25 protein-coding genes are annotated in these 26,842 nt (G+C 38.6%); 11 read left to right on the forward strand and 14 right to left on the reverse strand.

The genetic code is table 11. From position 1 onward, the window contains the following. Window positions 1–34: 34 nt before the first annotated feature. Window positions 35–670, reverse strand: a complete 636-nt coding sequence (gene gacA / locus AC4CUY_RS00540) for a response regulator transcription factor GacA (RefSeq protein WP_336952334.1) — start codon at window positions 668–670, stop codon at window positions 35–37. A gap of 232 nt (window positions 671–902) precedes the next feature. On the opposite strand from gacA, the gene pbpG reads away from it, so the two are divergent. Beyond that, window positions 903–1,958 carry a D-alanyl-D-alanine endopeptidase PBP7/8 gene (gene pbpG / locus AC4CUY_RS00545; RefSeq protein ID WP_004718389.1) on the forward strand — a complete coding sequence of 352 codons (1,056 nt, stop codon included), beginning with the start codon at window positions 903–905 and terminating at the stop codon, window positions 1,956–1,958. A 676-nt stretch (window positions 1,959–2,634) separates the two neighbouring features. Here pbpG and thrC read toward each other — a convergent pair. The 4 genes from thrC to xerD form a co-directional block, all read right to left on the reverse strand. Continuing rightward, window positions 2,635–3,774: a threonine synthase gene (thrC, locus tag AC4CUY_RS00550; RefSeq protein WP_336952333.1), complete on the reverse strand. Its 1,140-nt coding sequence runs from the start codon at window positions 3,772–3,774 to the stop codon at window positions 2,635–2,637. 141 nt (window positions 3,775–3,915) lie between these two features. Beyond that, window positions 3,916–5,220: a homoserine dehydrogenase gene (locus tag AC4CUY_RS00555; RefSeq protein ID WP_004718385.1), complete on the reverse strand. Its 1,305-nt coding sequence runs from the start codon at window positions 5,218–5,220 to the stop codon at window positions 3,916–3,918. 125 nt (window positions 5,221–5,345) lie between these two features. Then, complete coding sequence (locus AC4CUY_RS00560; protein ID WP_336952331.1) at window positions 5,346–6,158, reverse strand: thioredoxin fold domain-containing protein; 813 nt, start codon at window positions 6,156–6,158, stop codon at window positions 5,346–5,348. Window positions 6,159–6,280: 122 nt separating this feature from the next. Further along, window positions 6,281–7,198: a site-specific tyrosine recombinase XerD gene (xerD, locus tag AC4CUY_RS00565; RefSeq protein ID WP_336952330.1), complete on the reverse strand. Its 918-nt coding sequence runs from the start codon at window positions 7,196–7,198 to the stop codon at window positions 6,281–6,283. 168 nt (window positions 7,199–7,366) lie between these two features. Here xerD and AC4CUY_RS00570 point away from each other — a divergent pair, with 168 nt between their 5' ends. The 3 genes from AC4CUY_RS00570 to AC4CUY_RS00580 are packed head-to-tail and all read left to right on the forward strand — an operon-like array spanning window position 7,367 to window position 9,776. Continuing rightward, window positions 7,367–7,636: a FeoA family protein gene (locus AC4CUY_RS00570; protein WP_336952329.1), complete on the forward strand. Its 270-nt coding sequence runs from the start codon at window positions 7,367–7,369 to the stop codon at window positions 7,634–7,636. Next, window positions 7,633–9,495, forward strand: a complete 1,863-nt coding sequence (gene feoB / locus AC4CUY_RS00575) for a ferrous iron transport protein B (RefSeq protein ID WP_336952328.1) — start codon at window positions 7,633–7,635, stop codon at window positions 9,493–9,495. Before AC4CUY_RS00570 ends, feoB begins: the two co-directional genes overlap by 4 nt. 29 nt (window positions 9,496–9,524) lie before the next feature. Further along, entirely contained in the window at window positions 9,525–9,776 is a 252-nt protein-coding gene (locus AC4CUY_RS00580) for a DUF6587 family protein (protein ID WP_105714628.1), read from the forward strand. A 535-nt stretch (window positions 9,777–10,311) separates the two neighbouring features. Here the strand turns inward: AC4CUY_RS00580 and AC4CUY_RS00585 are convergent. Then, window positions 10,312–12,114 carry an ABC transporter ATP-binding protein gene (locus AC4CUY_RS00585; RefSeq protein ID WP_336952325.1) on the reverse strand — a complete coding sequence of 601 codons (1,803 nt, stop codon included), beginning with the start codon at window positions 12,112–12,114 and terminating at the stop codon, window positions 10,312–10,314. Window positions 12,115–12,683: 569 nt separating this feature from the next. On the opposite strand from AC4CUY_RS00585, the gene AC4CUY_RS00590 reads away from it, so the two are divergent. Then, window positions 12,684–13,307, forward strand: a complete 624-nt coding sequence (locus AC4CUY_RS00590; RefSeq protein WP_336952324.1) for an alpha-ketoglutarate-dependent dioxygenase AlkB family protein — start codon at window positions 12,684–12,686, stop codon at window positions 13,305–13,307. On the opposite strand, the gene AC4CUY_RS00595 is transcribed toward AC4CUY_RS00590, so the two are convergent. Together AC4CUY_RS00595 and AC4CUY_RS00600 are read right to left on the reverse strand one after the other, a co-directional pair. Continuing rightward, the gene (locus AC4CUY_RS00595; RefSeq protein ID WP_336952323.1) at window positions 13,292–13,993 is read right to left on the reverse strand and encodes an NAD(P)H-dependent oxidoreductase; all 702 of its coding nucleotides are present in this window, start codon (window positions 13,991–13,993) and stop codon (window positions 13,292–13,294) included. The genes AC4CUY_RS00590 and AC4CUY_RS00595 overlap by 16 nt on opposite strands. Before the next feature lie 312 nt (window positions 13,994–14,305). After that, on the reverse strand, window positions 14,306–15,094 hold the full coding sequence (locus AC4CUY_RS00600; protein ID WP_004818582.1) for an IclR family transcriptional regulator: 789 nt from the start codon (window positions 15,092–15,094) through the stop codon (window positions 14,306–14,308). A gap of 545 nt (window positions 15,095–15,639) precedes the next feature. Here AC4CUY_RS00600 and AC4CUY_RS00605 point away from each other — a divergent pair. The 3 genes from AC4CUY_RS00605 to AC4CUY_RS00615 are packed head-to-tail and all read left to right on the forward strand — an operon-like array spanning window position 15,640 to window position 18,994. Next, complete coding sequence (locus tag AC4CUY_RS00605) at window positions 15,640–17,724, forward strand: FUSC family protein (RefSeq protein ID WP_336952321.1); 2,085 nt, start codon at window positions 15,640–15,642, stop codon at window positions 17,722–17,724. A gap of 2 nt (window positions 17,725–17,726) precedes the next feature. Further along, window positions 17,727–17,933 carry a DUF1656 domain-containing protein gene (locus AC4CUY_RS00610; protein ID WP_336952320.1) on the forward strand — a complete coding sequence of 69 codons (207 nt, stop codon included), beginning with the start codon at window positions 17,727–17,729 and terminating at the stop codon, window positions 17,931–17,933. Window positions 17,934–17,983: 50 nt separating this feature from the next. Further along, window positions 17,984–18,994: an HlyD family secretion protein gene (locus tag AC4CUY_RS00615; RefSeq protein ID WP_336952319.1), complete on the forward strand. Its 1,011-nt coding sequence runs from the start codon at window positions 17,984–17,986 to the stop codon at window positions 18,992–18,994. A 52-nt stretch (window positions 18,995–19,046) separates the two neighbouring features. Here the strand turns inward: AC4CUY_RS00615 and AC4CUY_RS00620 are convergent, their stop codons facing one another. The 5 genes from AC4CUY_RS00620 to AC4CUY_RS00640 form a co-directional block, all read right to left on the reverse strand. Next, window positions 19,047–19,760, reverse strand: a complete 714-nt coding sequence (locus AC4CUY_RS00620) for an SDR family NAD(P)-dependent oxidoreductase (RefSeq protein WP_336952318.1) — start codon at window positions 19,758–19,760, stop codon at window positions 19,047–19,049. Between the two features lie 13 nt (window positions 19,761–19,773). Then, a complete protein-coding gene (gene ruvX, locus AC4CUY_RS00625) occupies window positions 19,774–20,217 on the reverse strand; it encodes a Holliday junction resolvase RuvX (RefSeq protein ID WP_336952317.1) in 444 nt (147 codons plus the stop codon). Further along, window positions 20,210–20,764: a YqgE/AlgH family protein gene (locus AC4CUY_RS00630; RefSeq protein ID WP_105714632.1), complete on the reverse strand. Its 555-nt coding sequence runs from the start codon at window positions 20,762–20,764 to the stop codon at window positions 20,210–20,212. Before AC4CUY_RS00630 ends, ruvX begins: the two co-directional genes overlap by 8 nt. Before the next feature lie 263 nt (window positions 20,765–21,027). After that, on the reverse strand, window positions 21,028–22,689 hold the full coding sequence (recN, locus tag AC4CUY_RS00635) for a DNA repair protein RecN (protein ID WP_419819694.1): 1,662 nt from the start codon (window positions 22,687–22,689) through the stop codon (window positions 21,028–21,030). Window positions 22,690–23,031: 342 nt separating this feature from the next. Next, a complete protein-coding gene (locus AC4CUY_RS00640) occupies window positions 23,032–23,244 on the reverse strand; it encodes a hypothetical protein (protein WP_419359020.1) in 213 nt (70 codons plus the stop codon). Between the two features lie 403 nt (window positions 23,245–23,647). On the opposite strand from AC4CUY_RS00640, the gene ppnP reads away from it, so the two are divergent. From ppnP to AC4CUY_RS00655, 3 genes are all read left to right on the forward strand, one after another. Then, the gene (gene ppnP, locus AC4CUY_RS00645; protein ID WP_004718357.1) at window positions 23,648–23,971 is read left to right on the forward strand and encodes a pyrimidine/purine nucleoside phosphorylase; all 324 of its coding nucleotides are present in this window, start codon (window positions 23,648–23,650) and stop codon (window positions 23,969–23,971) included. Between the two features lie 159 nt (window positions 23,972–24,130). Next, window positions 24,131–24,886 (forward strand): 23S rRNA (guanosine(2251)-2'-O)-methyltransferase RlmB, encoded by a 756-nt coding sequence (rlmB, locus tag AC4CUY_RS00650; protein WP_336952314.1) that lies wholly within the window; start codon window positions 24,131–24,133, stop codon window positions 24,884–24,886. A 38-nt stretch (window positions 24,887–24,924) separates the two neighbouring features. Next, entirely contained in the window at window positions 24,925–25,845 is a 921-nt protein-coding gene (locus AC4CUY_RS00655; protein WP_336952313.1) for a DMT family transporter, read from the forward strand. A 394-nt stretch (window positions 25,846–26,239) separates the two neighbouring features. On the opposite strand, the gene coaE is transcribed toward AC4CUY_RS00655, so the two are convergent. Next, on the reverse strand, window positions 26,240–26,839 hold the full coding sequence (coaE, locus tag AC4CUY_RS00660) for a dephospho-CoA kinase (protein WP_419359018.1): 600 nt from the start codon (window positions 26,837–26,839) through the stop codon (window positions 26,240–26,242). Window positions 26,840–26,842 lie beyond the last annotated feature (3 nt).

Consider the following 26,842-nt stretch of genomic DNA (forward strand, 5'->3'; position numbering starts at 1 on the left):
ATCGTACTCAAGATAAATTATTGTTTTAATCAATTTATGGCTTAATTAAACCATAACGTATCGCAAGGTGAGTGAGTTTTACATCACTATCAAGTCCTAATTTTTCAAAGATACGATAACGATAAGTATTGACCGTTTTTACACTGACAAAAAGTTTGTCAGAAATTTCTTGTGCGCTTACACAATTTACCACCATCATGGCAACTTGCATTTCACGTTCTGACAGTGCGTCAAAAGGTGAGGTTTGTGTATCGGATAAATAAGAGCTTGCAAGTTGTTCAGCAATATCTGCACTAAAATACTTACCGCCTTGCATGACTTTTTTGATTGCACGAACCATTTCAGTGATTGGTGCGCCCTTGGTAATATAACCACGAGCACCAGCTTTCAATAACAGCGACGGATAGGGTTCTTCAGCCAAACCACTCACAGCGAGTACTTTGGTCTCAGGTGCGGTTTGTAACAAACGACGGGTAGTTTCTACACCACCAATTCCAGGCATGTTGACATCCAATAAAACTACATTGGGATGGTGTTGCCTTACAATCGTAATTGCTTCTTCACCAGATTCTGCTTGTCCAATGACTTGAATATCGGTCTGATCTTCTAACATTCTGCAGATGCCGGTTCTTACTAATTCATGGTCATCTACCACTAAAACAGTAATCACTTACACCTCCTTAAATTTCTCAATATCGACATTTTTGTTACATAAAGCAAAAAAGACTTGCAAAGACATAACAAAATTGGCAATCCTATTCCTAATATCCATTCAATATTTACGCATAATACGGCGTGATTGAAATATTTGTTTTAATATAGTCACGTTTGAGTGTAAATGTAAGTCATATTTGAGGTAATTAGCAAGTTTGTGAATACCTCCTTGAGGTGAGTAAGTTATCGTGAAAAAACCAAAAAAAACGTTAATGCATGTGCTGAGTTTGTCAGTACTACTCAGTTTGAGTTCGACTGGTTTTGCTGAAATCATTATGAACTCATCGGGGGGGAGCGGACAAGCAACTGTAAATTGGTCTTCTTCAGATGCCAGCCAGTTACTCAATGGTGATTCTCTGGATGATGATGGCGAAGATATTTCTCCAAAAGGCTCAACCACGTTAACCACAACAATTCGTGCATCAAATGCTGCACCGACAACATTGACCAATAAGTCTGTACAGATTTATGACACCAATACCTATAATAGCCAACCATCGGTAAATGCGCGTGCTGCATTGGTAATGGATGCAAAAACAGGTGAAGTTCTGTTTAGTAAAAATACCAATATGGCGTTACCTATCGCATCAATTACCAAATTGATGACAGCAGTGATTACTGCAGATGCCCGTTTAAATATGTCTGAAGACATTACCTTGCAACAAATCGATTTTGCGGGTGCTGGTGGTAAGAATTCAAGTTCAACTTTAAAAGTTGGCGATACCATGAATCGTGCTGAAATGTTACTTGTGGCATTGATGAAATCTGAAAATCCAGCTGCAGCAGCTTTAGCGCGTACTTATCCAGGTGGTCGCCAAGCGTTCTTTGCTGCAATGAATTCAAAAGCACGTCAATTGGGCATGAATTCAACCCATTATGTTGAATCTACTGGTTTGGATCCACGTAATGTTTCTTCTGCTCGAGATTTAGGGATTTTAGTCAGTGCTGCATCACAATATGGTTTGATCCGCCAATTTTCAACAACAGCGCATTATGACTTTAATTTGGGTTATCGCGTGCTGAAATCAAACAACACCAATGCTCTAGTACGTAATGGTGGGTGGAATATTAATATTTCCAAAACGGGTTATATCAATGAAGCAGGGCGTTGTGTGGTCATGCATACCACTGTAAATAGTCGTCCAGCTGTGGTGGTATTATTAGGTGCAAGCTCTTCTCAGGCACGTACCAATGATGCAACCAATTTATTGAACTGGGTGAGTAATTTACCGAAACGTATCTAATCAGTTTGTCACTGAAGTTATCCATCCAAATTAAAAAAGCGCTTCAAAATATGGAGCGCTTTTTTTGCTTAAATTAAGCATAAAAAATAGATTATGAAATGTGTAAATTTGCAATGCTAGAGTTTGGGTGGCGCTTTACAAATCCTGCAGACAAAGCAATTGATATTAAAGACAGAAGTAGTCAAACCACCTAATTATCCATATAAGTGATTTCTGTCAAGTCATTGATCATAAAAAAAGCTCATATTTTGTATTTTTGAATCATAGATGGTTATCCTACTGTGTAGCGACATAGATGTCGCCGTTGGGCGGGAGTATAGGTCGTACCCTCGCCCAATATAAGCAAAAACAAAGTACAGCTTTGTTTGCAGCGCACGGTTTGGCATCTCTTATGAAAAGTGGGTCATCGCCTACGCAAAGATGGTTAAACTTTGAATGTAAGGTGTGGCATTGCAAGTCTTTTTATAATCAAATAGTTTATTTTTCTATATAAATGATTTAATTGATAATATTAATTAAGAGAAATTATATTCTTGCGTCTGAGTTTTTTGACAGCTTGATTATAGTGCGAGCGGATCAGATCTGAACTATGACTCATATGAAGAAGAATAATAATTTTTAAATTGCGCAAATAAAAACCAGCTGCGAACAACTGGTTTTTATTTTGAAGTCTGTTTTACATATTTGAAAGAATAGAGTCTTTCACTTGATTCATTGTCGCATCAATAGACAACATAATGGCATCTTTACATTGTTTGATTGCAGTATCAGGATCTTTTAGACCATTACCTGTCACTGTACATACAATCACAGAGCCTTCCGCAATTTTACCGGCTTTGATGTCACGGATTGCACCACCAATAGATGCCGCAGAAGCAGGTTCAACAAATACACCTTCATACATAGAAAGCAAACGTTGCGCTTCTAAAATTTCAGCATCTGTTAATTCATCAAACCAGCCATTTGAATCACGAACGACCGCCTTAGCATGATTAAAGCTTTGAGGATTACCAATACGGATTGCTGTTGCAACGGTTTCAGGGTTTTCAACTGGGCCACCACGTAAAAATGGTGCAGCACCAGAAGCTTGATAACCAACCATGATCGGACGACCTTCAGGATTTGGACCTGTAAACTTATCCGTTTCAGGGTCATAAACCACTTGTTCAAATGCTTCAACTGGTTGGTTAGCAACTGCTTCAGTATAACCCATCCAATGCGCAGTAATATTGCCTGCATTACCTACAGGTAAGCAGTGGTAGTCAGGTGCACGACCCAAAGCTTCTACGATTTCATAAGCAATGGTCTTTTGACCTTGTAAACGGTATGGGTTGATTGAGTTAACAATCGTTACAGGCGCTTGGTCAGCAACTTCTTTGACCAAACGCATACCGTCATCGAAGTTACCGCGAATTTGCATGGTGATTGCACCGTACATCATCGCTTGTGCCATTTTACCCATGGCAATTTTGCCTTCTGGAATTAACACAAATGCTTTGATGCCAGCACGAGCAGCATATGCAGCAGCAGCAGCAGAGGTATTACCTGTAGATGCACAGATAATCGCCTTAGAGCCTTCTTCTACCGCTTTGGTCACTGCCATGGTCATACCACGGTCTTTAAACGAACCTGTCGGGTTTAAACCTTCATACTTCACATAAATTTCAACGTTCTTACCAATAATACCAGGAATATTGTCTAATTTAATGAGAGGTGTATTGCCTTCATTTAAAGAAATAGCACGTGTAGTTTTCGATACTGGTAAGCGGTCACGATAGCGATCAACAAGTCCTGTATAGCGATTGGCATTAGACATGATGGTGTTCCAATTGTGTGTAGTGTAGAGCAAATAAGATATTCTTTTAACCTCTAAGCCTCTATTCTGAGAGGCTGAGCCATTCATTGAATGACGCTTTGCATGCAGTTGCTGCAAATTTAGAGGAGTTTAAAAACCCGATTAGTTATCGAGCAATTCTAAACGAATTCGTACGATTTCGCCATGTATAGCAGGTAATGCCTGAATTTGTGCAATCGCTTCATTCATCTTCGATTCTACGATCGGATCAGTCAAAATCACGATAGGAATCAGATCTTTTAAACGGGGCTGCTGCATGATGGCATCAATACTGATACCCGTGCGACTTAAAATTGTTGTTACATCTGCCAGTACGCCAGTTTGGTCTTCAGCATTTAAACGCAAATAATAGCCTGTAGTCATCTCATCACTCGACAAGATATGTAAGTCGGAAAGTGCTTCAAAGGCAAGCTGAGGAATTGTGCCTGAACCATCTTCTGTGTAAATGATATCACGGACAATATCGACCACATCTGCCACGACTGCAGAAGCAGTAGGGCCTGCACCTGCGCCCGCACCATAATACAATGTAGGACCAACCGCATTGGCCTGAACCAAAACTGCATTCTTCACACCATTTACATTGGCAAGAAGCTCTTCTTCTGGAATCAGGGTTGGGTGTACACGAAGTTCGATACCTTTGCTAGAACGACGCGCAATACCTAAATGTTTGATCTTATAGCCAAGCTCTTCAGCGTATTTCACATCTTGTGCAGTAATCTTGGTAATACCTTCGGTATAAACTTTGTCAAACTGTAAAGGAATACCAAATGCACATGATGCAAGAATGGTCAGCTTGTGTGCAGCATCAATACCTTCAACATCAAAAGTTGGGTCTGCTTCGGCATAACCAAGCTCTTGTGCTTCTTTCAGTACATCCGCAAAGGCACGGCCTTTTTCACTCATTTCAGTCAGAATGAAATTGCCTGTACCATTGATAATACCCGCAAGCCATTCAATTTTATTGGCTGCTAGACCTTCACGAATGACCTTGATAATTGGAATGCCACCGGCAACTGCTGCTTCAAATGCGACTTGGACATGGTGGTCATCGGCTGCTTTAAATAGCTCATTTCCATGTTCTGCAAGTAATGCTTTGTTTGCTGTTACGACTTGTTTGCCATGTTTAATGGCTTCCATCATGACTTCATAAGCAGGATGAATACCGCCCATGACTTCAACAACAACATCAACATCAGGCTGGCGGACAATGTCTAAGAGATCGGCACTTTGTTTAATGCTAGCTGGTAAATTTAGATCTGGCCGTGGACGACGAGTGCCTACGTGGGTAATTTCAATTTCTCGACCGGTGCGACGTCTAATTTCAGCAGCGTTTTCTTGTAGTAGTTTAAGGGCACCACCGCCTACGGTTCCAAGACCGAGTATTGCCAGACGAACTGGTTTCACGTCACACTCCAATTATGTATATAAATTATATTAAGCTTAGATCATAGCTAAAAAATGCGCCAGACTCTAGAGTCTGGCGCATCTTTATATTGAGCTATAAATAATAGTAAATTTACTGATAAAAATTATTTATTTAAACGGCTTTCAATTTCATCAGCAGTCATGTAACCACCTAAATATTCACCCTCTGCATTGTAGATTGCAGGTGTACCATTCACACCCATTTTTAGACCTAAAGCATAGAGATCACGAACTGGATTTTTACAGCTAGCTGGTGGAAGCGCAGTACCTGCAATGGCTTGATTAAATGCAGCACTACGGTCTGCACTACACCAAATACTTTCCATAGTCGGTATAAATTGTTCACCACGTGGCCATGCGATATAACGTATTTCAATACCTTTAGCGGTGATTTCACTGATATGTTCATGAAGTTTATGACAATAAGGACAACTTGCATCGGTAAATACATAAATCACATGTTTAACTTTGCCTTGAGCAGGGTAGACCAAGAGATCTTTAATATTTAAGTCAGCCAGATATTTCTTGTTTTCTGCAGCTTGTATTTTGTCACCAATGCTAGTGAGTTTATCACCACCTAAACGGATCACATCGCCTTGGATCAGAAATTTACCATCAGATGTTGCATAGACGGAGCTCATTCCTTCCATGCTGATCCAATAAAGATTTGGCATCTCTGTTGATTTAGCATCTAAAATTTTGGCTTTTACGCCTGCTTTTTTGAAATTGGCTTGTAATGTTTGGATTAAACGTTGTTTTGCATCACGCTCAGTTAAATTCGATGCTTCACCTGTTGCAGGTGCTGTCGCAGTTAAAGTGTCATCTTTTTTTGAGTCTGAGTTTTTTGAACAAGCACTCACTGCCATCGTGCTTGCAATAAGACAAGCCAACATCAATTTTGAACGATTCAATTGCATAAATAACTCTTTATGTTTCTTCAGCATGATTTGAGGGAATTAGCATAACAAAATTTTGAATACTGTACTTTAAAACTTGATTAAGGGATGTAAATTGCCGATATACGTTTCATTCTAAGTCTTCAAGCACGAGGATGATATTTTTCATGTAATTGTTGCATACGGATTTGTGCAACATGGGTATAAATTTGGGTAGTTGATAAATCACTATGACCCAAAAGCATTTGTACAACCCGTAAGTCAGCGCCATGATTTAAAAGATGCGTTGCAAAAGCATGACGTAAAGTATGCGGTGATAGTTCTGCTTGGATCCCGGCTTGTAAGGCATAACGCTTGATGGCATACCAAAAGTTTTGACGACTCATAATACCGCCATGTTGAGTTAGAAATAGATAATCGGTAGATGATTTATATAGTTGTGGACGAGATTCAGTTAAATACTTTTCCACCCATTCACAAGCTATCCCGCCTAAAGGAACTAGGCGCTCTTTGTTCCCTTTACCTGTAATTCTTAAATAGCCTTGTTTTAAATTAATCAGATCTAATCTTAAATTAAGTAGCTCTGAAACACGTAAACCACAAGCATAAAGCACTTCAAACATAGCGCGATCACGTAAACCAAGCGCCGTAGTAACATCGGGTGCTTGAATCAGGGCTTCAACGTCTTGTTCAGATAAATCTTTAGGTAAGGCTCGTCCGATTTTTGGGGTTTTATGTATCGCCACAGGATTATCTAAGCGAATTTTTTGTTCCCGTAAAAACTTAAAAAATGAACGTAATGCCGAAAGCGAACGTGCAATTGACCGAGGACTTTTACCTTGTTTGGTGAGTTCAATAAGAACATCAGAAATGTCTTCATGCGACCAATCAGGTAAGTAAGAATTTACACATTCACTACATTGAATTAAGTCGGATAAATAGGCATTTCTTGTATGGGGACTGACCGTTTGCGCAATTAAATAATCACGGAATCCCTGTAAAAAGCCTAAATTTTCAGGAATAGTAACAGCAGTAGGGATACGCGGTTTCTTATTTAGCATGGCCTTAAGCGAAGTTTAAAATTTATTTGTTGATGGAATGTAGATTAAAAGAAAACATAAGTCGAATACTTTGTTTGAATGAGAATTGTAATCGAACCTTACTTGGTAATTATTCTCATTTGTATGTATAATAATCTGTCTATCGTGTAAATTTTAGGGTTAATTGCAGTGCGTTTGTCAGACTTGAAAGTAAAGCAAACTGCCATTATCGCAAAGGTCAATCGTACCTCAGAAGATAATGTCAATCAGCCAGATTTAGTGGCGAGTCGTTTAGAAACACTAGGTTTTGTGCCTGGCACACGTGTACAAGTGATCACAAAAGGTATTTTTGGTGGTGATCCGATTCTAATTCAAGTCGGTTTTACTCGATTTGCTTTACGCAAGATTGAAGCCGAGAAAATTGAGATACATCAGGCATTAGAAGGAGCTCCCGCATGAGCGAAACTTTACGTATTGCTTTAGTGGGAAATCCTAACTGCGGTAAAACATCACTTTTCAATCATTTAACAGGCACACGTCAAAAAGTTGCTAACTATGCCGGGGTAACTGTTGAACGTAAAGTGGGTACATTTAACTTACCTTCTGGTCGTGCAGTTCGTGTTCTAGATTTGCCAGGGACGTATAGCCTCAATGCAGCCAGTCCTGACGAAGCAATTACCCGTGATGTAGTTTTGGGTAAAATTGCTGAAGAGAAGGATCAGCAGGCGATTTTATGTGTCGTAGATGCTACCAACTTAAAACTACATTTGGGGCTTGTCCTTGAAATCATTGAACAAGGCAAACCGATTCTGCTTGTATTAAACATGATGGATGAAGCACGTCGTCGTGGTATGCAGATCAATACACAAAAATTATCACAGCGTTTAGGTGTTCCCGTAGTGGAAACGGTTGCTGTACGAAATACTGGTATTGAAAATTTGATGAGTGCTTTGGAAAATGAAAAATTCCATACCCCAAGCACAGAATTGAGTGATGTTAAACTTTCGGGTTCTAATCATGAAAAAATTGACCAAATTTTAAAAGATGTGGTGATTTTTTTAGATCATGAAGATAAACGGACTGATTTTCTCGATAAGATTTTTTTACACCCTGTTTTAGGACTTCTCAGTCTTGCGCTGATGATGTTTATTGTTTTCCAAGCAGTATTCGCTTGGGCTGCGCCCTTTATGGACGGTATTGAAGAGTTTTTTGGCTGGTTTGGTGGATGGATTGGGCAATTTATCTCCCAACCTTTGCTCAATAGTTTAGTGGTTGACGGGATCATTGCAGGCGCAGGAAGTGTGCTGGTATTCTTGCCACAAATTTTAATTCTTTTCTTCTTTATTTTGGTTTTAGAAGAATCTGGCTATCTACCGCGTGCAGCTTTTTTACTTGATAAATTAATGTTTAAAGCTGGTTTAAGTGGTCGTGCTTTTATTCCTTTATTATCCAGCTTTGCCTGTGCTGTGCCTGGAATTATGGCGACTCGAAGTATTAGTGATCCACGGGATCGTTTGGTGACCATACTTGTTGCGCCATTGATGACGTGTTCAGCGCGTTTGCCTGTCTATGCCTTACTGATTGCAGCATTTATTCCATCAAAAATGGTTTGGGGATTTCTCAATCTACAAGGTTTAGTGCTCTTTGGTTTATATATGGCGGGAATTGTGAGTGCGCTCATTGTTGCGACTGTGCTGAAATTTTTCCAGAAAGATAAATCACAACATGCTTTACTGATGGAATTACCAAGTTACCGCATCCCAGATATAAAAAGTGTGTGGATTGGTTTACTGGACCGTGCCAAAATTTTCTTAAAGCGTGTTGGTGGAATTATCTTCGCTTTATCTATTTTGTTATGGTTTTTATGTACATTCCCTCAACCGCCAGAAGGTGCAACATTACCCGCAATTGACTATTCATTTGCCGGGATGTTGGGGCATGTGATGCACCCAATCTTTGAACCACTTGGGTTTAATTGGCAAATTTGTATTGCTTTAATCCCAGCGATGGCAGCACGTGAGGTTGTGGTTGCGGCATTGGGGACTGTCTATGCTTTATCTGCAACTGATGATGATGCAGTGGCGCAGGGTTTATCGCATCTGATCAGTCAGGGTGATTTAAGTTGGTCAGTTGCAACAGGTTTATCCTTGTTGGTGTGGTTTATTTATGCACCACATTGTTTAGCAACATTGGCAACAGTGAAACGTGAAACAGGTTCTTGGAAAACTGTTGCGGGTATGACGGTTTATTTATTTGGTTTGGCTTATTTAATGGCTTTTCTCACTTATCAAATTGCATCACGTTATTTTGGTCTATAAGCCAAAATCTTGAAGCAAAGGAGCTAGAGATGATTGAATTATTGATTATTGCGGTATTGGTGATTTGGAGTGCAATTTTTGTATTTAAGAAAGTCTTCCCAAAGTCAGCGTATTCGGTGTTTTCTAAGCTGGCTCAATTTTGTCAGTCGCAAGGTTGGACTCGTTTAGCCAAATGGATTCAGCCTGCGATGGTGAGTGGATGTGGTGGCGGTTGTGGTTGTAGTAGTGCTGAAACGGATAATCCTAAAAAGGTTGAAGTCCAAGCAGTAAAATGGAAATGATTTGCCTCTAAACACATTACTTTAAAAAGAAAAAAGCCATTCTAGAACATAGAATGGCTTTTTATTTGTATGAGAGAATAACAGTCCATAAAAGATAATGTATATCGCTATCTGATAGACTTATGTTGAATGATTAGCGATACCAAAAGTGCAAGTGATTGAAAGAGTATAACCTTAACATGGGTTCGACCTAACTCTGTATTTAACTTATTGAAAAGCAATGCTCTTGGCGGAGTCTTGTTAAGTGCTCATTCAATTTCAGGATCAGCCTTAGGCTCGCCCCACTTTGGTTTTAACATGAGGAGCTAAGCTCCACAAGGGCAACTATCTTGCGTAGCTACATCGCTGCTCACCGCAAAACTCGAAGACAACCCGCAATGCATTCAATGAATCGCAGAAACAACACTTTAAGGATGAAGTCCTGCCTCAGACAGTTGCGAAAGACGTTTCCGAGTATCATATTTGATCAAAAAATTTACATCGAAATTAGGTTAACATTAATGTGTGAGCTGGTATAAAATAATGTCAACAATCCCTAGCTATGGGTTTCTTCCTCACTATCATCTTCAAAAGTTCGTGCAATTTTTTCGATATTTAAGCTTTTAGCCATCGCATCAAAAATTTCCTTATAAGCACCATCTTGATGATAAAGATCATGATGTTCACCATGCTCAACGATTTGTCCTTCTTTCATCACATAGGTGTAATCGGCATCAATAATTTGTGAAAGGCTATGCGAGATCATAATCACAGTTCGGCCTTGCTTAATCTCATCTAAACTTTGTTTGATTTGCTCTGAAGCGATGGCATCTAAACTCGCTGTGGGCTCATCTAAAAAGATAATTGGCGGGTTTTTGAGGAACATTCGAGCAAGTGCGATACGCTGTTGTTGTCCGCCAGACAACAGCAAGGCATCTGCTTCATAGGCATGTGGGAGTTTCAAAATCTGCTCATGAATCGAGGCTTTTTTTGCAGCTGCGATGACTTCTTCATTGCTTGCATGGGGCTTACCATAACGAATATTTTCTAAAATTGAGCCTTGGAAAATATGATTCTTTTGCAATACCAAGCCAATATGTTCTCTTAGATAGTGTGTATCGAGTTGCCCTAGATCAATTCCATCGAGTCTGATACAGCCTGAATTCGGGGCATAAAATTTATCCAGTAGACTGATTAAGGTTGATTTCCCTGCACCTGATAAGCCGACTAAGGCCGTGATTTTATTGGGTTGAATAGTCATGTTAATCCGATGTAAGGCTTGATGACCATTGGGATAGATAAAATCAACATTTTCCAATTCAAATTTGCCATGAATTTGAGGTTTCATTAAACCACTGGCTTCGATTTCATGATCTGCTTCTAAGATGCCAAAGAAGCTTTCTGAGTAGATCATTGCCGAGTTAATTTCATCATAAATACGATGCAAAGAACGGATCGGTGCAGACACGTTATTGAACAGCAATACATGGTACATGATCATCCCTATACTCATTTGTCCATCTAAAACAAAATAAGCAGTTAAAATAATGATCAGGACTACACCAACTTGTTCGATAAAGGTTTTTAGACCATCAAAAATATAGCTGGTTTGTCGAGTTTGCATCTGATTTTCAGTCAGTGACTTTTGTAAATTCAGTTGCTTAGTGGATTCAACAGCCTCTTTATTAAAAGATTTAATCACTGTAATTGAGTTAATGATACTCAAAATACCTTGATTCTTCTTTTCCATGTTATCGCGCAAGGCTCGACGTTTGCCAGAAAGTTTTTGTGATTGTTTAAAGGTCAGCCAAAAGTAAATTGGTACAATGATTGTCGCAACCACACCTACCCAAAAATTGGCATAATACATTAGGGCTAAAGCAATAATTGCACTGGTAAATAACGGTAAAATATCAATAAAAAATATTTGCACCAGTCGAGTGAGTGAGCTAACGCCACGGTCGATACGAGTTTGTAATTTTCCTGCTTGGTTATTTTTCTGATCAAAAAAGGCCAATCGATAGGTAATAAATTTTTCGATAATGCCTTGAGATAGGTCCTGTGAAATTAAAATTCTGAGTTTTTCACCGAATGATTTTTGCCCAAATTGAACAATTGCATTGATGACTTCTTTGGCCAATAAAACCACGGTAATGGTAATGATAATGTGCCATCCATCCGCTAGGCCTTGTCCTGCTTGGATCAGTTGGTTAATGCTGTCTACAGCATATTTAAGTGTGAGCGCATTGACCTGAGCGGTGAGTGAACCAATCAACGTTAACACTAAGGTGACGATGACAAGCCAGCGGTAGGGACGTACAAAGGGGCGTAATTTTTGAAATAATTGCCATAAATTCATAGGTTTTTGCTTTTTATCAGCTTGGTTTTAGTCTAAAGCTGAATAAACTTTGCTACAAGTGATTGCTATGTTTTGAATTGTGAAAGATTTTAATGCTAGTCTTATACTAGTCCAAATCTTCACGATTAAAATCCTCTTGAAATTGATCTGCTAATTTAAATCCGAGTTGATTAAGCTTTTCAAAATACTTGAGATAGTCTTCATCTTCCATATCATATGGATGATCATCCCATAAAAAGTGAAAGCCATTGATACCAACCTGGTGCTACTAGATAACCATACAAATAGTTGACTTTTTCAGCAAAGCTCATTTTTGCTGACTCATCAATTCATCTAAATACATCATATGTGATTCTCTTTTTCCCATTCTCCATCCTATTGAATAAGGATGGTATTTTAGTGCAAATTCCATGGAGGTGGGACTTCGCCATATTTGGCTAAATAGGCTTAGACGCCTTGATATGAACTGCTATTCTTCATATTAAAGTTGTTCAATTTTGATTAAAAATGACTTGTTTCATGTTCAATATTGATTCATTGTTGGATGAACCAGTAGCTCATTTTACACAATGAATTTAGATTTATTTGAACCTGAAGCACAAGATAATTTACTGCCTTATGATGGGGTAGTAAAAGACTTTGGCTTAGTTTTGGATCATGAACAAAGTCAAAAATATTTAAATTATTTTCTACAGCATTTGGCTTGGCAACATGATGAAGTTTATTTGCATGGTCAATATTATAAAACTGAGCGCAAAGTGGTGTGGTATGGCGATGAGGATTACCAATATCATTATTCAGGTATGGCAAAACAAGCCCATATCTGGAATCCTGCTTTATATCGACTCAAACAGCATATCGAGCAACTCACAGGGCACACTTATAATTCCTGTCTGGCAAATTTATATGAAAATGGCTCACAAGGCGTGGGTTGGCATAGTGATGATGAGCCATCACTGGAAGCGCCCAACCACAATGTGGTGATTGCTTCATTGAGTTTAGGTGCTACTCGAAAATTCAGTTTTAAGCACAAGTGGAAAGCTAAAAAAGTAGATTTACTTTTACATAGTGGTCAGTTGATTGTGATGCAAGGGCAGACCCAACGTTATTGGAAACATACCCTCGCTAAATCCACGCGAATTTTAGCGCCTCGTGTAAATTTGACCTTTCGTTATTTTTATCCAAGTGGGTAAAGTTTGTCATCAAATTGTTCAAGTTTAGGGAACACTAAAGCAGGTAAATTTTCTAAATTCTCTAAATATTGCTGATAATCTAGCAGGATTTGTTGGCGTGCTTCGTTAGAAATATATGGGACATGGTAAGCCGTAAATGGAGGCAGTACGTCAAAGCCTGCATAAGCTAAAGTTCCACGTTGAATCGGCAGTAATAAGTCTTCAATTGAACCATGAATCGCATGATCACCAAACATATGTTCACGACCACCTAAGGTAAAGCTTAATAAGGCTTTTTTCCCGACCATGCCGCCGTGGTTATAAAAACGTTTGCCACCATAGAAAATACCTGAAACGAATACACGATCAATCCAGCCTTTTAAAATTGCAGGTACAGATGTCCAGTACATGGGAAAACTCAAAATGACTAAATCTGCTCTTTGTACTTTTTCAATTTCAATTTGAATATCTTCAGAGATCTGCTTATTTTTACAAGCATGACGTTGTTCCAAAGCATAATTCATATATTCTGGATTACTCAATTCTAAAAAATCATCACCTGATGCGATTGGATTAAAGTTCATGGCATATAAGTCTGAAACATCAACCTGGTGTCCTAATTTTTCCAAGACCTCAACAGCATGATCTTTCATGGCCGTAGTAAACGAAAGTGGTTCGGGATGTGCATGCACGATGAGGATATTCATAGCATTCCTTAATTAAAATTATGCATCATTGTTATTGGATGCTTTAGATTATTCCCGAATGAAAATGATTCGCCAATTACTCTAATTATTTTTTTAGTGGCTCAAAAGTAAACTTGATGGATAAAAGATGTGCAAATAAAAAAGCCTATGTATGAACACATAGGCTTTTTTACTCTGAGGAGGAATTGTTTCCGTAAAAACAATATCCAAAAATCATGGGTTACTGAAGAACATAATCATATTATGAGAATATAAAAACATTATCAAGATATAAAAACATTACAAAATGTTAAATTATCAACCCTATTTCATTTATGGGTGAAATTCAGATAATTGGTCATTTGCAGAGAGTGCCTGATAGCGTTTTTCAATCTGCGCAGCAGACTCTTGCAGTGTTTCAATCAATTTTGGAGTGTTGACGTATTCAAAACGATTTTTTGAAGCAAGCACGGTCAGCGCTAAAGGAGCTTCTTTACTTGAAAACTTCACTGGGATAGATAAGCCAGAAACATTTGGATCAAGTTCGCCTTGTGAAAAATAATATCCTTGTTTTTTTATTTTTTTCATTTTATTGACAAAGGTTTCTTCATTTTCAGCAAAACCAACTTCAGTTAATTGAGTTGCAAAGCGAAGGTAATACTCATGAATTTTCTGCTTAGATAAATGCGCCATGATCACTTTAGGTGAAGAGCCCATGAATACGGGACGAGGGCAACCACGACCATAAGATAGTAAAGTTTCATCACGATACACTTCATGATGAACATCAATACAATAGTCATCATTTAAATGTGTTAGTAAACAGCAAAGTTCTGTGCGCTCTGAAATTTCTTGCATAAACGGTTTGCTGATTTGAACCAGTGGATCTGTGGTTCTAGAAATATAGTCCATCACAGCAATTTTAGGTCCAAGGGTGTAATCACCTGAAGTCCCATTTAAGCGTTGCAAAATATCAGCCGAAACTAACTCTTTCAGATAGCGGTAACTAGTTGGTTTTGATAAACCAAGCTCTTCACAAATCACATCGACATTAATTACTGGGCGAGACACCGAAAATAAATCCAATACGGTGAGAATTTTGCCAAAACTGGAAAGTGCCATTGATGACCTACTCAATTAGTGAGAATCAAAAAAAATAAATAATGAATGTTACTTTATAACAAATTGTTCAAGAAAAAACAGCGGAATTTGCATTGTAAATGCAAATGATTCTACATTTTTAACTTTAGTAGCTATTTTGAGAAAAAGCATTATATTTAAACATTAAAATAAATTTTATTCTAATAAATTATCAATATGAGATATTTTTGTTGATTAATTGCATTTTTTTTGAGATTATTGCTCATATGAATATCCCATGATGAATCTATACTTTTTTAAAAGTGTAAATTTTTATCATAAATTGAGTCCTTCTCTACTCAATCGTTGTATTTGAACAAATGCCTAAATTTGTTCTTCTATTCACATCCTTTTTTAAACCACACTGTTTATTTGACTAAGCAGTGCGGTTTTTTGGTCGCTAAGAAAAGAAATGTGATGTACACAACAAACCCTCATAAAAGTGGTGAATATTAGCTTTCTAGATCTTACAGAGCTAGATATGAAAGAGAAAATCAATGAAATTGAATTTATAGTGAGTTGCTTGCATGTTACTGATCAAACCCTTATTGGCTTTTAGACCCAATAAACTCGATTGGATTTTTGCGAGCAAAACTTTCATTGCAGGAATGCTGGCACTCTATATTGCATTTGAACTTAATTTGAGCTATCCGATTTGGGCGATTGGTACTGTCTTTGTGATAGCCAATCCTTACTCAGGGATGATGGCGTCTAAAAGTATCTATCGAATTTTAGGAACCTTGATCGGAGCAATTTTTGCCATCGCAGTGATGCCCCACTTGGTCAATACACCTTGGTTATTTACTTTTGTACTGGCAACTTGGGTGGGGGGCTGTCTTTATTTATCTTTAATTGATCGATCACCACGCAGTTATGTGGTGATGTTAGCGGGTTATACCGCAGTGATTATCTGTTTTAACTCAATTTTTTATATTGAGACAGTGTCCATTTTTGACATGGCAGTTGGGCGGTTCTTAGAAATTTCATTGGGTGTTGTGTGTAGTGCAGTGGTATCTGCCACCATATTTCCTATGCATATCGGGCCTGTGGTGGAGCTACGTGTCACTAAAACTATGCAAGATACCAAACAGGCTTTTGACTCAATCTTGTCTGATCCTGCACATTCGGATAATTACACTCAACTATTGACCAATATCACTCGTGATACGACAGATATTCATAGTATGGCTGTGCATTTAAGTTATGAAACTTCAAAATTTAAAGGCATGACCAAACCACTACAAGAGTTGCTACATCAAGTGACCATGTTAGTGGCTAACTTGGTCGCAATGTCAGAACGAATAAAGCAACTGGATCAAATTGATGTAAATTATCGTCCGTATCTGCTTGAGTTTCACCAAAAAGTTGATGACTTTTTAGCAAATAAACATGCCATTCTTGAGAATGAGCTTAAGCATCTGCCTGAATATTTTGACCAAGAATTTCAAACGATCACTGAGCATGCAACAGCTGAACAACAGGTAATGTTGGGCAGTTTAAAAATGGATATTCGCCATTTTATTCAAAATGTTCGTGCAGTGGAGTTTATTTGGCAATGTATGCAACAAGGCAATCATAGCTTACCTGAGTCAATAGTACCGTTAACCACGACCTATCCAAGTTTGCATCGTGACTATGGAATAGCCGTGCGTGGCGGAGTATCGGCATTTTTAACAACCAATATTGCTTGTGCATTTTGGATTTTAAGTGGTTGGAAAATGGGGTTTATGGTGGCAGAAATGGCCGCAATTACAGCATGTATTTTGACCTTTTTAGATGACCCAGTACCTGCATTAAAAATATTTATCCGCTCCAGTATTTATGCCGCTATTTTGGTTTTTATTTATGCTTATGGGATTTTCCCCCATATCACAGCATTTTGGGAATTGGCCGTTGTATTAGCACCGTTTATTATGTTTTGCGTGATGTTGTATTTGCATCCGCCTTTACATGTACTGGGTTTACCTCTGATTATGAGTACCATCATGGGATTAAATCTACAAAATCGCTATTTAATGGACCAGATCACATTTTTTGATGCTTCAATTGCGACCGTGATTGGGCCGATTATCACGGTTTGTATCATGCAAATGGTACGTTCAATGTCACCTGAAATGACAGTAAAGCGGATGTTGGCTTTACACTATAAAGCTTTGCGTGAAAGTATTGCGATGTCTTATGGAACAGGCTTTAGAATACATTTACGCAGTATGCTTGATCGTATTGGCGTGTTAAATACCAAATTGATTCAGTCAGAACAACTCAAAATTGAAATTAATAATGCTTTGATTGAATCAAGTGCTGCTATTGATTTAACCCGTTTGCAGGAGTTGGTCAAAAAATTGTCTCCTGAATCTGCAACAACCAGTGCAATTTTTGAATTACAGCGCTTACTCAATCAGTGGTTAATTGAAAAAGCACTAGCTCAGCCTGATAACAACTTACGACAAGCACTGATTCAGCAATTTGCTCATGTCCTAGAGGAAGCTCAAGCGGTAGGCGACCAAGATATTCGACAGCGCATAGAGATTTCTGTAAATAATATTCGCAATAGCATCTGTCATATTCATCTGGTTGATGCCCAACCTTCAACTGTTCTATTGGGAGCATAAAAATGGGTGAGCTCAACATTTATGGCGTATATGTCCCAATATTTTTAATTCAAGCAATTTTGGCATTCATGATTTGGAAAGTGGTCTGTATTGGTACAGATCGTTTGGTTGAAAAAGAATGGATTGCATTACCTGGAATTTTTAATATCTGTATCTATTTGATTTTATTATGGTCGATTCATTGGGTGTTTATTCAGGTGACGACTTAGCCATTGAGTATAGCTGATTTACTTTTAAGTTTAATGATTGGAAAATTGAAATGAATACGTTTGATATACGTAAGGCAATACGGCCTATATCATTGGCTATCGTGGTGATTATTGCGATATTTTGTGCGCTTCATATTTGGAATTACTACAACGCAGAACCTTGGACACGTGATGGACGTGTACGTGGTGATGTCATTCAAGTGTCTTCTGATATTGCAGGCTTAGTCACAGAGGTGATGGTTCAAGATAACCAAACGGTAAAAAAAGGACAGGTACTTTTTAAAATAGATTTAGCACGTCAAGCTTTAGATGTGGAACAAGCAAAATCAGATCTTGCAAAGGCTCAATCAGGACTGGCAGAGGCAGAAGCGGGGCTTGCTGAGGCAAAAGCCAATATTGTGAAGTCAAAAGCCAATATTAACCTTGCGGAGAAAAATGCACATCGATATGCAGACCTGATGAATGGTGCGATCTCTAGACAAGAACAAGATCAAATGTTTGCTACACGAGATCAGTCTCATGCAGAGCATCAGCAATTGCAAGCTGCAGTACAACAAGCAGAAGCCAATATTAAACAACAAAAAGCCTTGATTGAGGCAGCAACCAGTAGTGTGCATTTGGCTCAATTGAATATGCAACGTTCAGAAGTGATTGCACCTGCAGATGGAACATTATCAAATTTTGATTTGCGTGCAGGGAATTATGTCAAAGTTGGGCAGGCTGTTGCCGCTTTACTTGATCGTAAACAGCTCTATGTTGTGGGATATTTTGAAGAAACCAAACTCAATAAAATACATCTAGGTGATCCTGCAACAGTGCAACTTATGGGCGATTCTTTGAAATATAAAGGCCATGTTCAAGGGATTGCTTCAGGGATTGAAGATCGTGAACGGACCACTTCATCGGGTCTATTGGCCAATGTAAATCCAACATTCAGCTGGGTACGTTTGGCCCAACGGGTACCTGTGAAGATTATTTTAGATGAAGTGCCCCATGATTCATTAGCCTTTGTCGCAGGGCGTACCGTGACGGTACATATTTTAGAACAAGTAAAAAAATAACTAGCATCCATCGTTAAACTTTGATCTTGAAGCCCATTGAAAAATGGGTTTTTTATAAGTTTAGGTCTGCCATAGCGGGCATATGAATTTCCTTAACACAGCTGGCTTGACTGGTCGATAATATAAATTTAATCGCAAGAATAACATCTTGTAAGGGAATTAACTCATGACCACTCTGTTGTAAAACTTCATCTACAGATGTATCCAGATCAAATTCAGTCGCTAAGTAGCCTAAATTTAATATACTCACCCCAATCTGGTCTTTGCGTAAACTTTCTCGGAGAGCGTGGACAATGCCTCTGAGGGCAAATTTGCTGGCTGAAAAAACCACTTCTTTGCCACTATGATTTTCTAGTCCCCACGTTGAACCAATCAAGATAATTTTTGCATTTGGGGACAGTCTAAGATTCTCAATCAAGGATTGAATTGCCAAAATACAGGACTGAATATTGGTATGAATCAAATTTGATATTTCAAGGTCAGTGCATTGTTCAAAGTCATAATCTGCTTGAAAGGCTTTTGTCTCCCAGATCCCGACATTGTAAATCAGAAAATCTATACGCTGATTTTGAATTTGATTTTTAACTAAATCCCGAGCGTGCTCAGGTTTTGATAAATCAGCAGAAATCCATTTAAAATGAGCAAGGTCACACTTAGGTTGAGAACGTGAAATACCAAAAACCTGATCTTGTGTTTGAGGTACTGCGCGTAGAATGGCTTGTCCCAAGCCTTTACTTACACCATAGATGACATAGGTTTTAGACATTTTAATGCTCAGTTTAAGGGGTAATTCCTTCAGGATTTCGATACCAGCTTTCAATAAATAAAGCAGCTGCAATACTATCCGCTGCTAATTTTTTTGCTCGTCCTTGAGCTTGGTAATGATCCAGTTCATCTCGTGCTTCACGTGTGGTTAAGCGTTCATCGACCATGAATGTTTCAATATTGGTTTGATGACGTAAACGTCGTGCAAATTTACGTGCGCGTGTGGATAATTCTGACTCAGAATCATCCATATTTAATGGTAAGCCGACTAGAAATAAGTTCGGTTGATGCTGTTTGATGATCTTCAGCAGTTCATCCCAATTGGGGATGCCATCTTTCATTGGAAAAAGTGCAAGTGGTGTTGCACTTTCAATAATGGAAGAACCTACAGCCATCCCCGTTTTTTGTGTACCAAAATCAAATGCAATAATCAGTTGTGGGGAATTTAAATCAGGCATGTCCAATCTCAGAAGATAACCAAGTACGATCAATCCCTATTTTACGATAAGCCGCATCCCAACGGTCGGTATAAGGCAAATTAAAGACCAAATCCATATCTGAATCACAAATCAGCCAATCACCACGGGTAATTTCGTCTTCAAGTTGATTCTTGCTCCAACTGGCATAGCCCAATGCAATTTGATAACGACCAACACCTTCGTTGTGTGCAATCGCATCTAAAATATCTTTGCTGGTGGTAATACACAGATTTTCACCTACGGCAATCGATGAATGCCAGGTTGGTTGTCCTGTATGAATCACAAAACCCGCTTCAGGGCGTAATGGACCACCTTGTAGGACTTCATGCGGATGCACATTATCTGCTTCAATTTCTAAGTCATTTAAAAGTTCTTTGACTTGAATACCTGAAGGTCGATTGATAATAATACCTTGCGCACCATCTTCATCATGACGAGCAAGATAGATTACGGTATTGGCAAAGAAATCATCAGCAAGATCAGGTGGTGCAATCAAGCAGCGATGAGAAAGATATTGTTTTGGCACCGATATGCAACTCCTTTTCAATCCGCTTAAATAATTTTAATTGTTCAAATAAAATCTATATCTATATAAATAGCACAATTAATATCAATAGGTTGTGAATATTTCAAAAGCCTGCAAAAACAGCCTAAGTTTTCAATCAATATGTATAAAATATGAACAAAATGGTATCCAAATAAAAATGTGCCTCTAAACCCTAATAAAAGCGCTGACAACTGTGCCAGCGAATAGGGCTTTTAACTGAGTGTTCTTTCTTATGAAATGTCTTAAGAATGTTGAAATTTCAACTGTCTTAATTGTTTAGCATGTTGCAAGGTGGTTTCACCGATTTCAATGCCACCTGTCATTCGTGCCAATTCTAAAATAAGTTGCTCTTCCTCTAGTGCAACGATGGTACTACTAGCAGGATCTGTTTGTAATTTTTTAACCAATAGGTGTTGATCGGACTGGGCCGCAACCTGAGCTTGGTGGGTAATACATAAAATTTGAACATGTTGTCCTAAGCCTGCCAATAAGCGTCCGACTATTTCAGCGGTACCGCCACTGATCCCGACATCAATTTCATCAAACACTAAGACTTCTGCTTCAGTTTTTTCAGCATTCATCACTTGCATGACCAGTGCAATACGTGACAGCTCTCCACCAGAAGCAACACGTGCCAGTGGTTGAGGTGGAATACCTTTATTGGCAGTAAAGAGTAACTGAATAAAGCTTAGACCTTCAGCAGAAACTTGTTCCAGCGGTTCAAATTTAAATTCAAAATGTGCTTCTGGTAGCGCCAGTTGTTTGACTTGCTCAGTCAGTTGCTTGGCTAAAGGTTCAGCGGCATCACGACGAATCTGATCTAGATGTTGTGCTTTCTCGAGAAACACTTGATGAGATTGTTCAACTTGCTCAGCAAGGGTTTCAGGATCTTCAAGTTGGTGTAGTTGTTCTAATTCATTTTGCCATGTTTCATATTGCTGTTTGAGTTCATCGGGTTGAATACGGTATTTACGTGCCAAGCGATGAAAGACTTCAAGTTGCGTATTTAACTCATCCATACGTTCAGGGTCAAAACTTTGACGGTCTATAAACTGACGTAAATTTGCCGTCGCATCATCAATTTCACTTTGTGCATTGATCAATGAATTGTAAATTTCAGACAGAAGTTCACTACGTCCAGCATGGGATTCTAAACGTCGAATAATCGAAGAAATTTCTTGGGTAATATTTTGTTCAGATTCATCAAGAACATTTAAGCTATAGCCGCAGTCTTGCATAATGTGTTCATGGTGACTTAAGCGATCAAACTCTTGTTCGATTTCTTTATAATCAATACGAATGACATCTTCGAGTTCTTCAAGTTGTAATTTTAAAGTGTCAATGCGTTGAAGGCGATTGGCTTGTGCGTCAATCGCCGCTTGATGTGTACGAATATTTTTTTGCCAAGTGCTATATGCATCCCGTACATCTTGAGCAGGTTGATAAAAATTACTATAACGATCTAACCAATGCTTCGGGTAGGGTGGCTCAAGCAGTTGTTGTTGGCTATGCTGACTGTATAGTTGTACCAAGAGACGTCCAAGTTCTTTCAATTCAGCGAGGCTGCTGGGACGACCATTGATCCATGCCTTGCTGCGACCTGTTGCAAAGATCACCCGTCTTAAATGAATCTCACCAGATTCATCATCTAATTCATGGGTGTTGAGCCAATTTGCTTCTGGACTCTGTGCTTGATAGCTAAAAACAGCGGTAATATCTGCTTTTTCGGCACCATAACGCACATAATTGGTATCAGTACGTTCCCCTAAACAGGCTGACAACGCATCTAATAATAATGATTTACCCGCACCTGTTTCACCTGTAAGCACGTTGAACCCTTGCTCGATATCAATAGCAAGGTTATCGGCTAAAGCAAAATTGATCAGATTTAAGTGTGTCAGCATAAACGCATCCAAGCTGCGAACGGTGAAGTTCTAAGATAGTGAAGTTTTGTTGTGGTCACAAGTCAGAACGTATTCTAATACGAAGTAATTTTAAGCATTCTAAATAATTTTAATATGAAAATGTAATTTCCTTTGCTGAATATGCCAGTAAAAACATCAAAATAGATAAAGCTTATTGTATAAAATAAAAAAATGATGCAAATATCTACATTTTTTATCAACGTCACAGTCTATCCTGCATTGAGCTTATATTTGAATGCATCTTGAATTTTAGACATATACATTAGAGCTTCTGATAATAATCTTTTGGATGTTTTATTCAACGTGGTTAAGCTTTATGAATCATGAAACTTTTACCATTGCATAGAAATGAAGTGTATGACGATCAAGTTTGCAATGCCCCGCTTTACATTTAAAGTTTAAATCGCTTTGCGTAGGCGATGCCTCACTCTTTGTAGGAGGTTCCAAACCTTGTGCTGCAACCAAAGCCATGCTTTGTTTTTGCGCATGTTGGGTGAAAGGCACGTCCTGTAATTCCATCCAACATGGCGACATCCATCTCGCCTCACGATAGAAAGACCATCTATGTTTCATCAATATTTAAAAATATTGAATGCTCATTTTGACTAATACATAAATCAGCATATGCTCATCCTCGTTTTCCTCCAAAGCAAGACGTAATTTTAATTTATAGAGATGGGCCAATCTTGAAACAAGACTTTTCTTCACTCTAAGTAGGAAATAAATTGAGCATACATAGGGTGGCATTTTTGCTGACAAGTATTGTGGTTTTGGTCTTTATTGTTAAGGAAGCTTAAGCTTTGATCTAAGCGGACTGATAAAGCTGACAAAAATAGAAACAGCTCAACAGTAAAAACATAGATTGATTAGTTTGCAGAGCAACATTAAACTACATCGAACATAATTTTTATAAATGCGCATTATCTGGAGAATACGCATGTCAGCTCAGTACGATCATGTATCAGTAGTTAAAAAATCTAATGTATATTTTGGCGGTTTATGTATTAGCCACACTGTGCAGTTTGAAGACGGAACCAAAAAGACTTTAGGGGTCATTCTTCCAACAGAAGAAGCTTTAACATTTGAAACACATGTGCCTGAACGCATGGAAATTATTTCTGGTGAATGTCGCGTTAAAATCGCAGACAGTGAAGAAAGTGAGTTGTTCCGTGCAGGTCAGTCATTTTATGTGCCTGGTAATAGTCGTTTTAAGATTGAAACGGATGATGTTTTAGACTACGTTTGCCATTTAGAAGGTTAATTAAAAAGCTTTGCTTAAAGTAAAGCTATGCTTTTGTTTTTAAATTAGGCAAAGAATTTTTGCGCTAAATCGGTTAAACTAGAGCATCACATAAAATCCTGTAAAGTTGGCTTTGCAGGATTTTTCATTTCTATCATCCTGTTGTTAATGAGGTTGTTCATGGCGAAGTCCGAATATTATTATGGCGTTCATTCAGTGGAGTCATTATTGGAGTTAGAACCTGAACGTGTTTTAACCTTATTTACTTTAAAAGGTCGTGATGATCAACGTTTACAACGTATTCTTCAGCTTGCAGAGCCTTTTGGTATCAGTGTGCAAAAAGCAAGCCGAGATAGCTTGGAAAAGTTGGCAGGTCAACCTTTTCACCAAGGTGTGGTCGCAGCTGTTCGCCCGCATCCTGTATTGAATGAAAAAGATTTAGATCAGCTTTTAGAGTCAACCCAGCAACCTTTGATATTGGCTTTGGATCATATTACAGATCCACATAATCTAGGTGCATGTATCCGTACAGCAGCAGCTATGGGTGTAGAGGCGGTGATTGTACCGCGTGACCGTGCGGCAACATTAACTCCAACTGCACGCAAAGTTGCAGCAGGTGGTGCTGAAAAGGTGAAGTTTATTCAAGTGACCAATTTGGCGCGTACGCTTGGACAAATCAAAGATAATTATAATGTTCGTGTGGTGGGGACCATGCTTGATGAAAAAGCCCTCCCTATCCAGAAGTTTGATTTTACCGGAACAGCAGTATGTATCGTGATGGGCGCAGAGGACACAGGGTTACGTCCAATTACTCAATCACAATGTGATCAAACCGTATTTATCCCGATGACTGGAAATTTACAAAGTTTAAATGTCAGTGTGGCTACTGGTATGGCGTTATATGAGGCATGCCGTCAACGTCAACAAAGTGAATGATTTAGTTTAAATTGTATTGGTAAAATTAGAGAAGCATCATGATGACCTCCCGTACTCAAGGCTACATTTATGTAGCCATCACAATGTGTATTTGGGGAGGTTTTACGATTACTTCAAGACTGAATGCAATCTGGCATATCAGCCCATGGGATATTACGGCATTACGCTTTTCATTGGCATTTTGTATACTGATGCCGATTTTAATCTATAAAAAAGACACAGCTTTTCTATTGAACAAACAACCCTTCATTTTGGCGATGATTGGTGGTGTTGCTTATTGTTTAACTTCATATAGCGCATTTCACTTTGTGCCCGCGGCACATGCAGCCATTTTTTTAAATGGCTGCATTCCATTGTGCACGGCTTTAGCTGGTTTTTTACTTTATCGCCAGCCGTTTGATAAACATATATGGATCAGTTTAAGCATCATGCTGGCTGCCATTTCTGCAATGAGTTTTCTGATGTATACCGAAACAGGTGTTGCTTTTGGTCTTGGGGATTTATTGTTTTTTATCAGTGCAATTTGGTGGGGGACTTTTACCGTATTGCTGCGTCAATGGCAACTTTCCGCATGGCACGCCATGGCAGGTGTTGCGATATGGTCGGCGATCGTTTATGTCCCGATTTATTTGTTGTTTTTACCTAAACACTTAGATCAAGTGTCCACACCACATTTGGTCATGCAAACGCTTTTTCATGGTATTTTTGTGGTGATCATTGCGACTTTGGCGTATGTCGAAGCAATTAAAAGATTAGGTGCTTTTAAAACAGGCAGTATTGTCACACTTGCGCCTTTTATTGCCGCAATTATCGCCGTACCTTTATTAAATGAACCTATAAGCCTCGCAATGATGTGTGGTTTGATTGGTATGGGGATTGGTGCTTTACAACCGTGGCGTTGGTTTACCCATAAAGACAGTTTGCAGCAGCAGTTGGATGAGAATAAACCAAATCAATAAGCAATTTTTAATTAATCATCATTAGAGCTTACGAAAATAAGCTTTGGGATGATTTTTAAATGTGATTAAGCTTTATCAACCATGAAACTTTTACCCTTACATTGAAATTAATTGCGTGAATATCAAATTGGCATTGCCACGCTTAACATTTAAAGCTTAAATCGCTTTGTGTGGGCGATGCCAAACCTTGCACTAAAAACAAAGCCGTGCTTTGTTTTTACTCATGTTGGGTAAGGGGAGCGTTCTATACGCCCTGTACGTCCAGCCAGTATGGCGACATAAATTTCGCCTCACGATAGATACCCCATCTATGTTTCATCAATATTTAAAAGTATTGAATACTCATTTTGACTGATGCTAGTAGTCTATTGATTCAGAAAGTTTCAATTATTTACTAAGCTGTTGTGAGTTTGAGATACTGTTGATGTAAAGAATCTAATTTTGCGTATAGATGATCAATATGTCCATCATTTAGCACAATATCATCTGCTAATTTTTGCTTTTCATGACGTGGCATTTGGGCTGCAATAATTTTCTGAATTTGTTCGATGGATTGTCCATCTCGTTGTGAAGCACGTAAGATTTGCATGTCTTCACTGGCATCAATCAATAGCGTGCGTTGAGTGAGTTCATGTTGATTGGTCTCAAAAAGCAGGGGAGAAACTAAAATCACATAAGGACTGGTTGCGGCTTGTAATTGTTGAATAATCTCAGCGCGAATTGCTGGGTGGGTAATCGATTCAAGCTGTTGTCGTGCCTGTGGATCTTTAAAAATATGTTCTCTCAATGCACGACGATCAAGTTCACCATTGCTTAATAACACCCAATCCCCAAAAATCTGTTTAATTTTTTGAAGTGCGGGTTGTCCTTTTTCAACAATTTCTCTTGCTACAATATCTGCATCAACCACTGTAATCCCTTGGGTTTCAAACCACTGACTTGCTGCGGATTTACCACTACCAATTCCACCTGTTAAACCCAAGATAAACGTCATTGC

The sequence above is a fragment of the Acinetobacter sp. 778_lipA genome, from assembly GCF_058242985.1.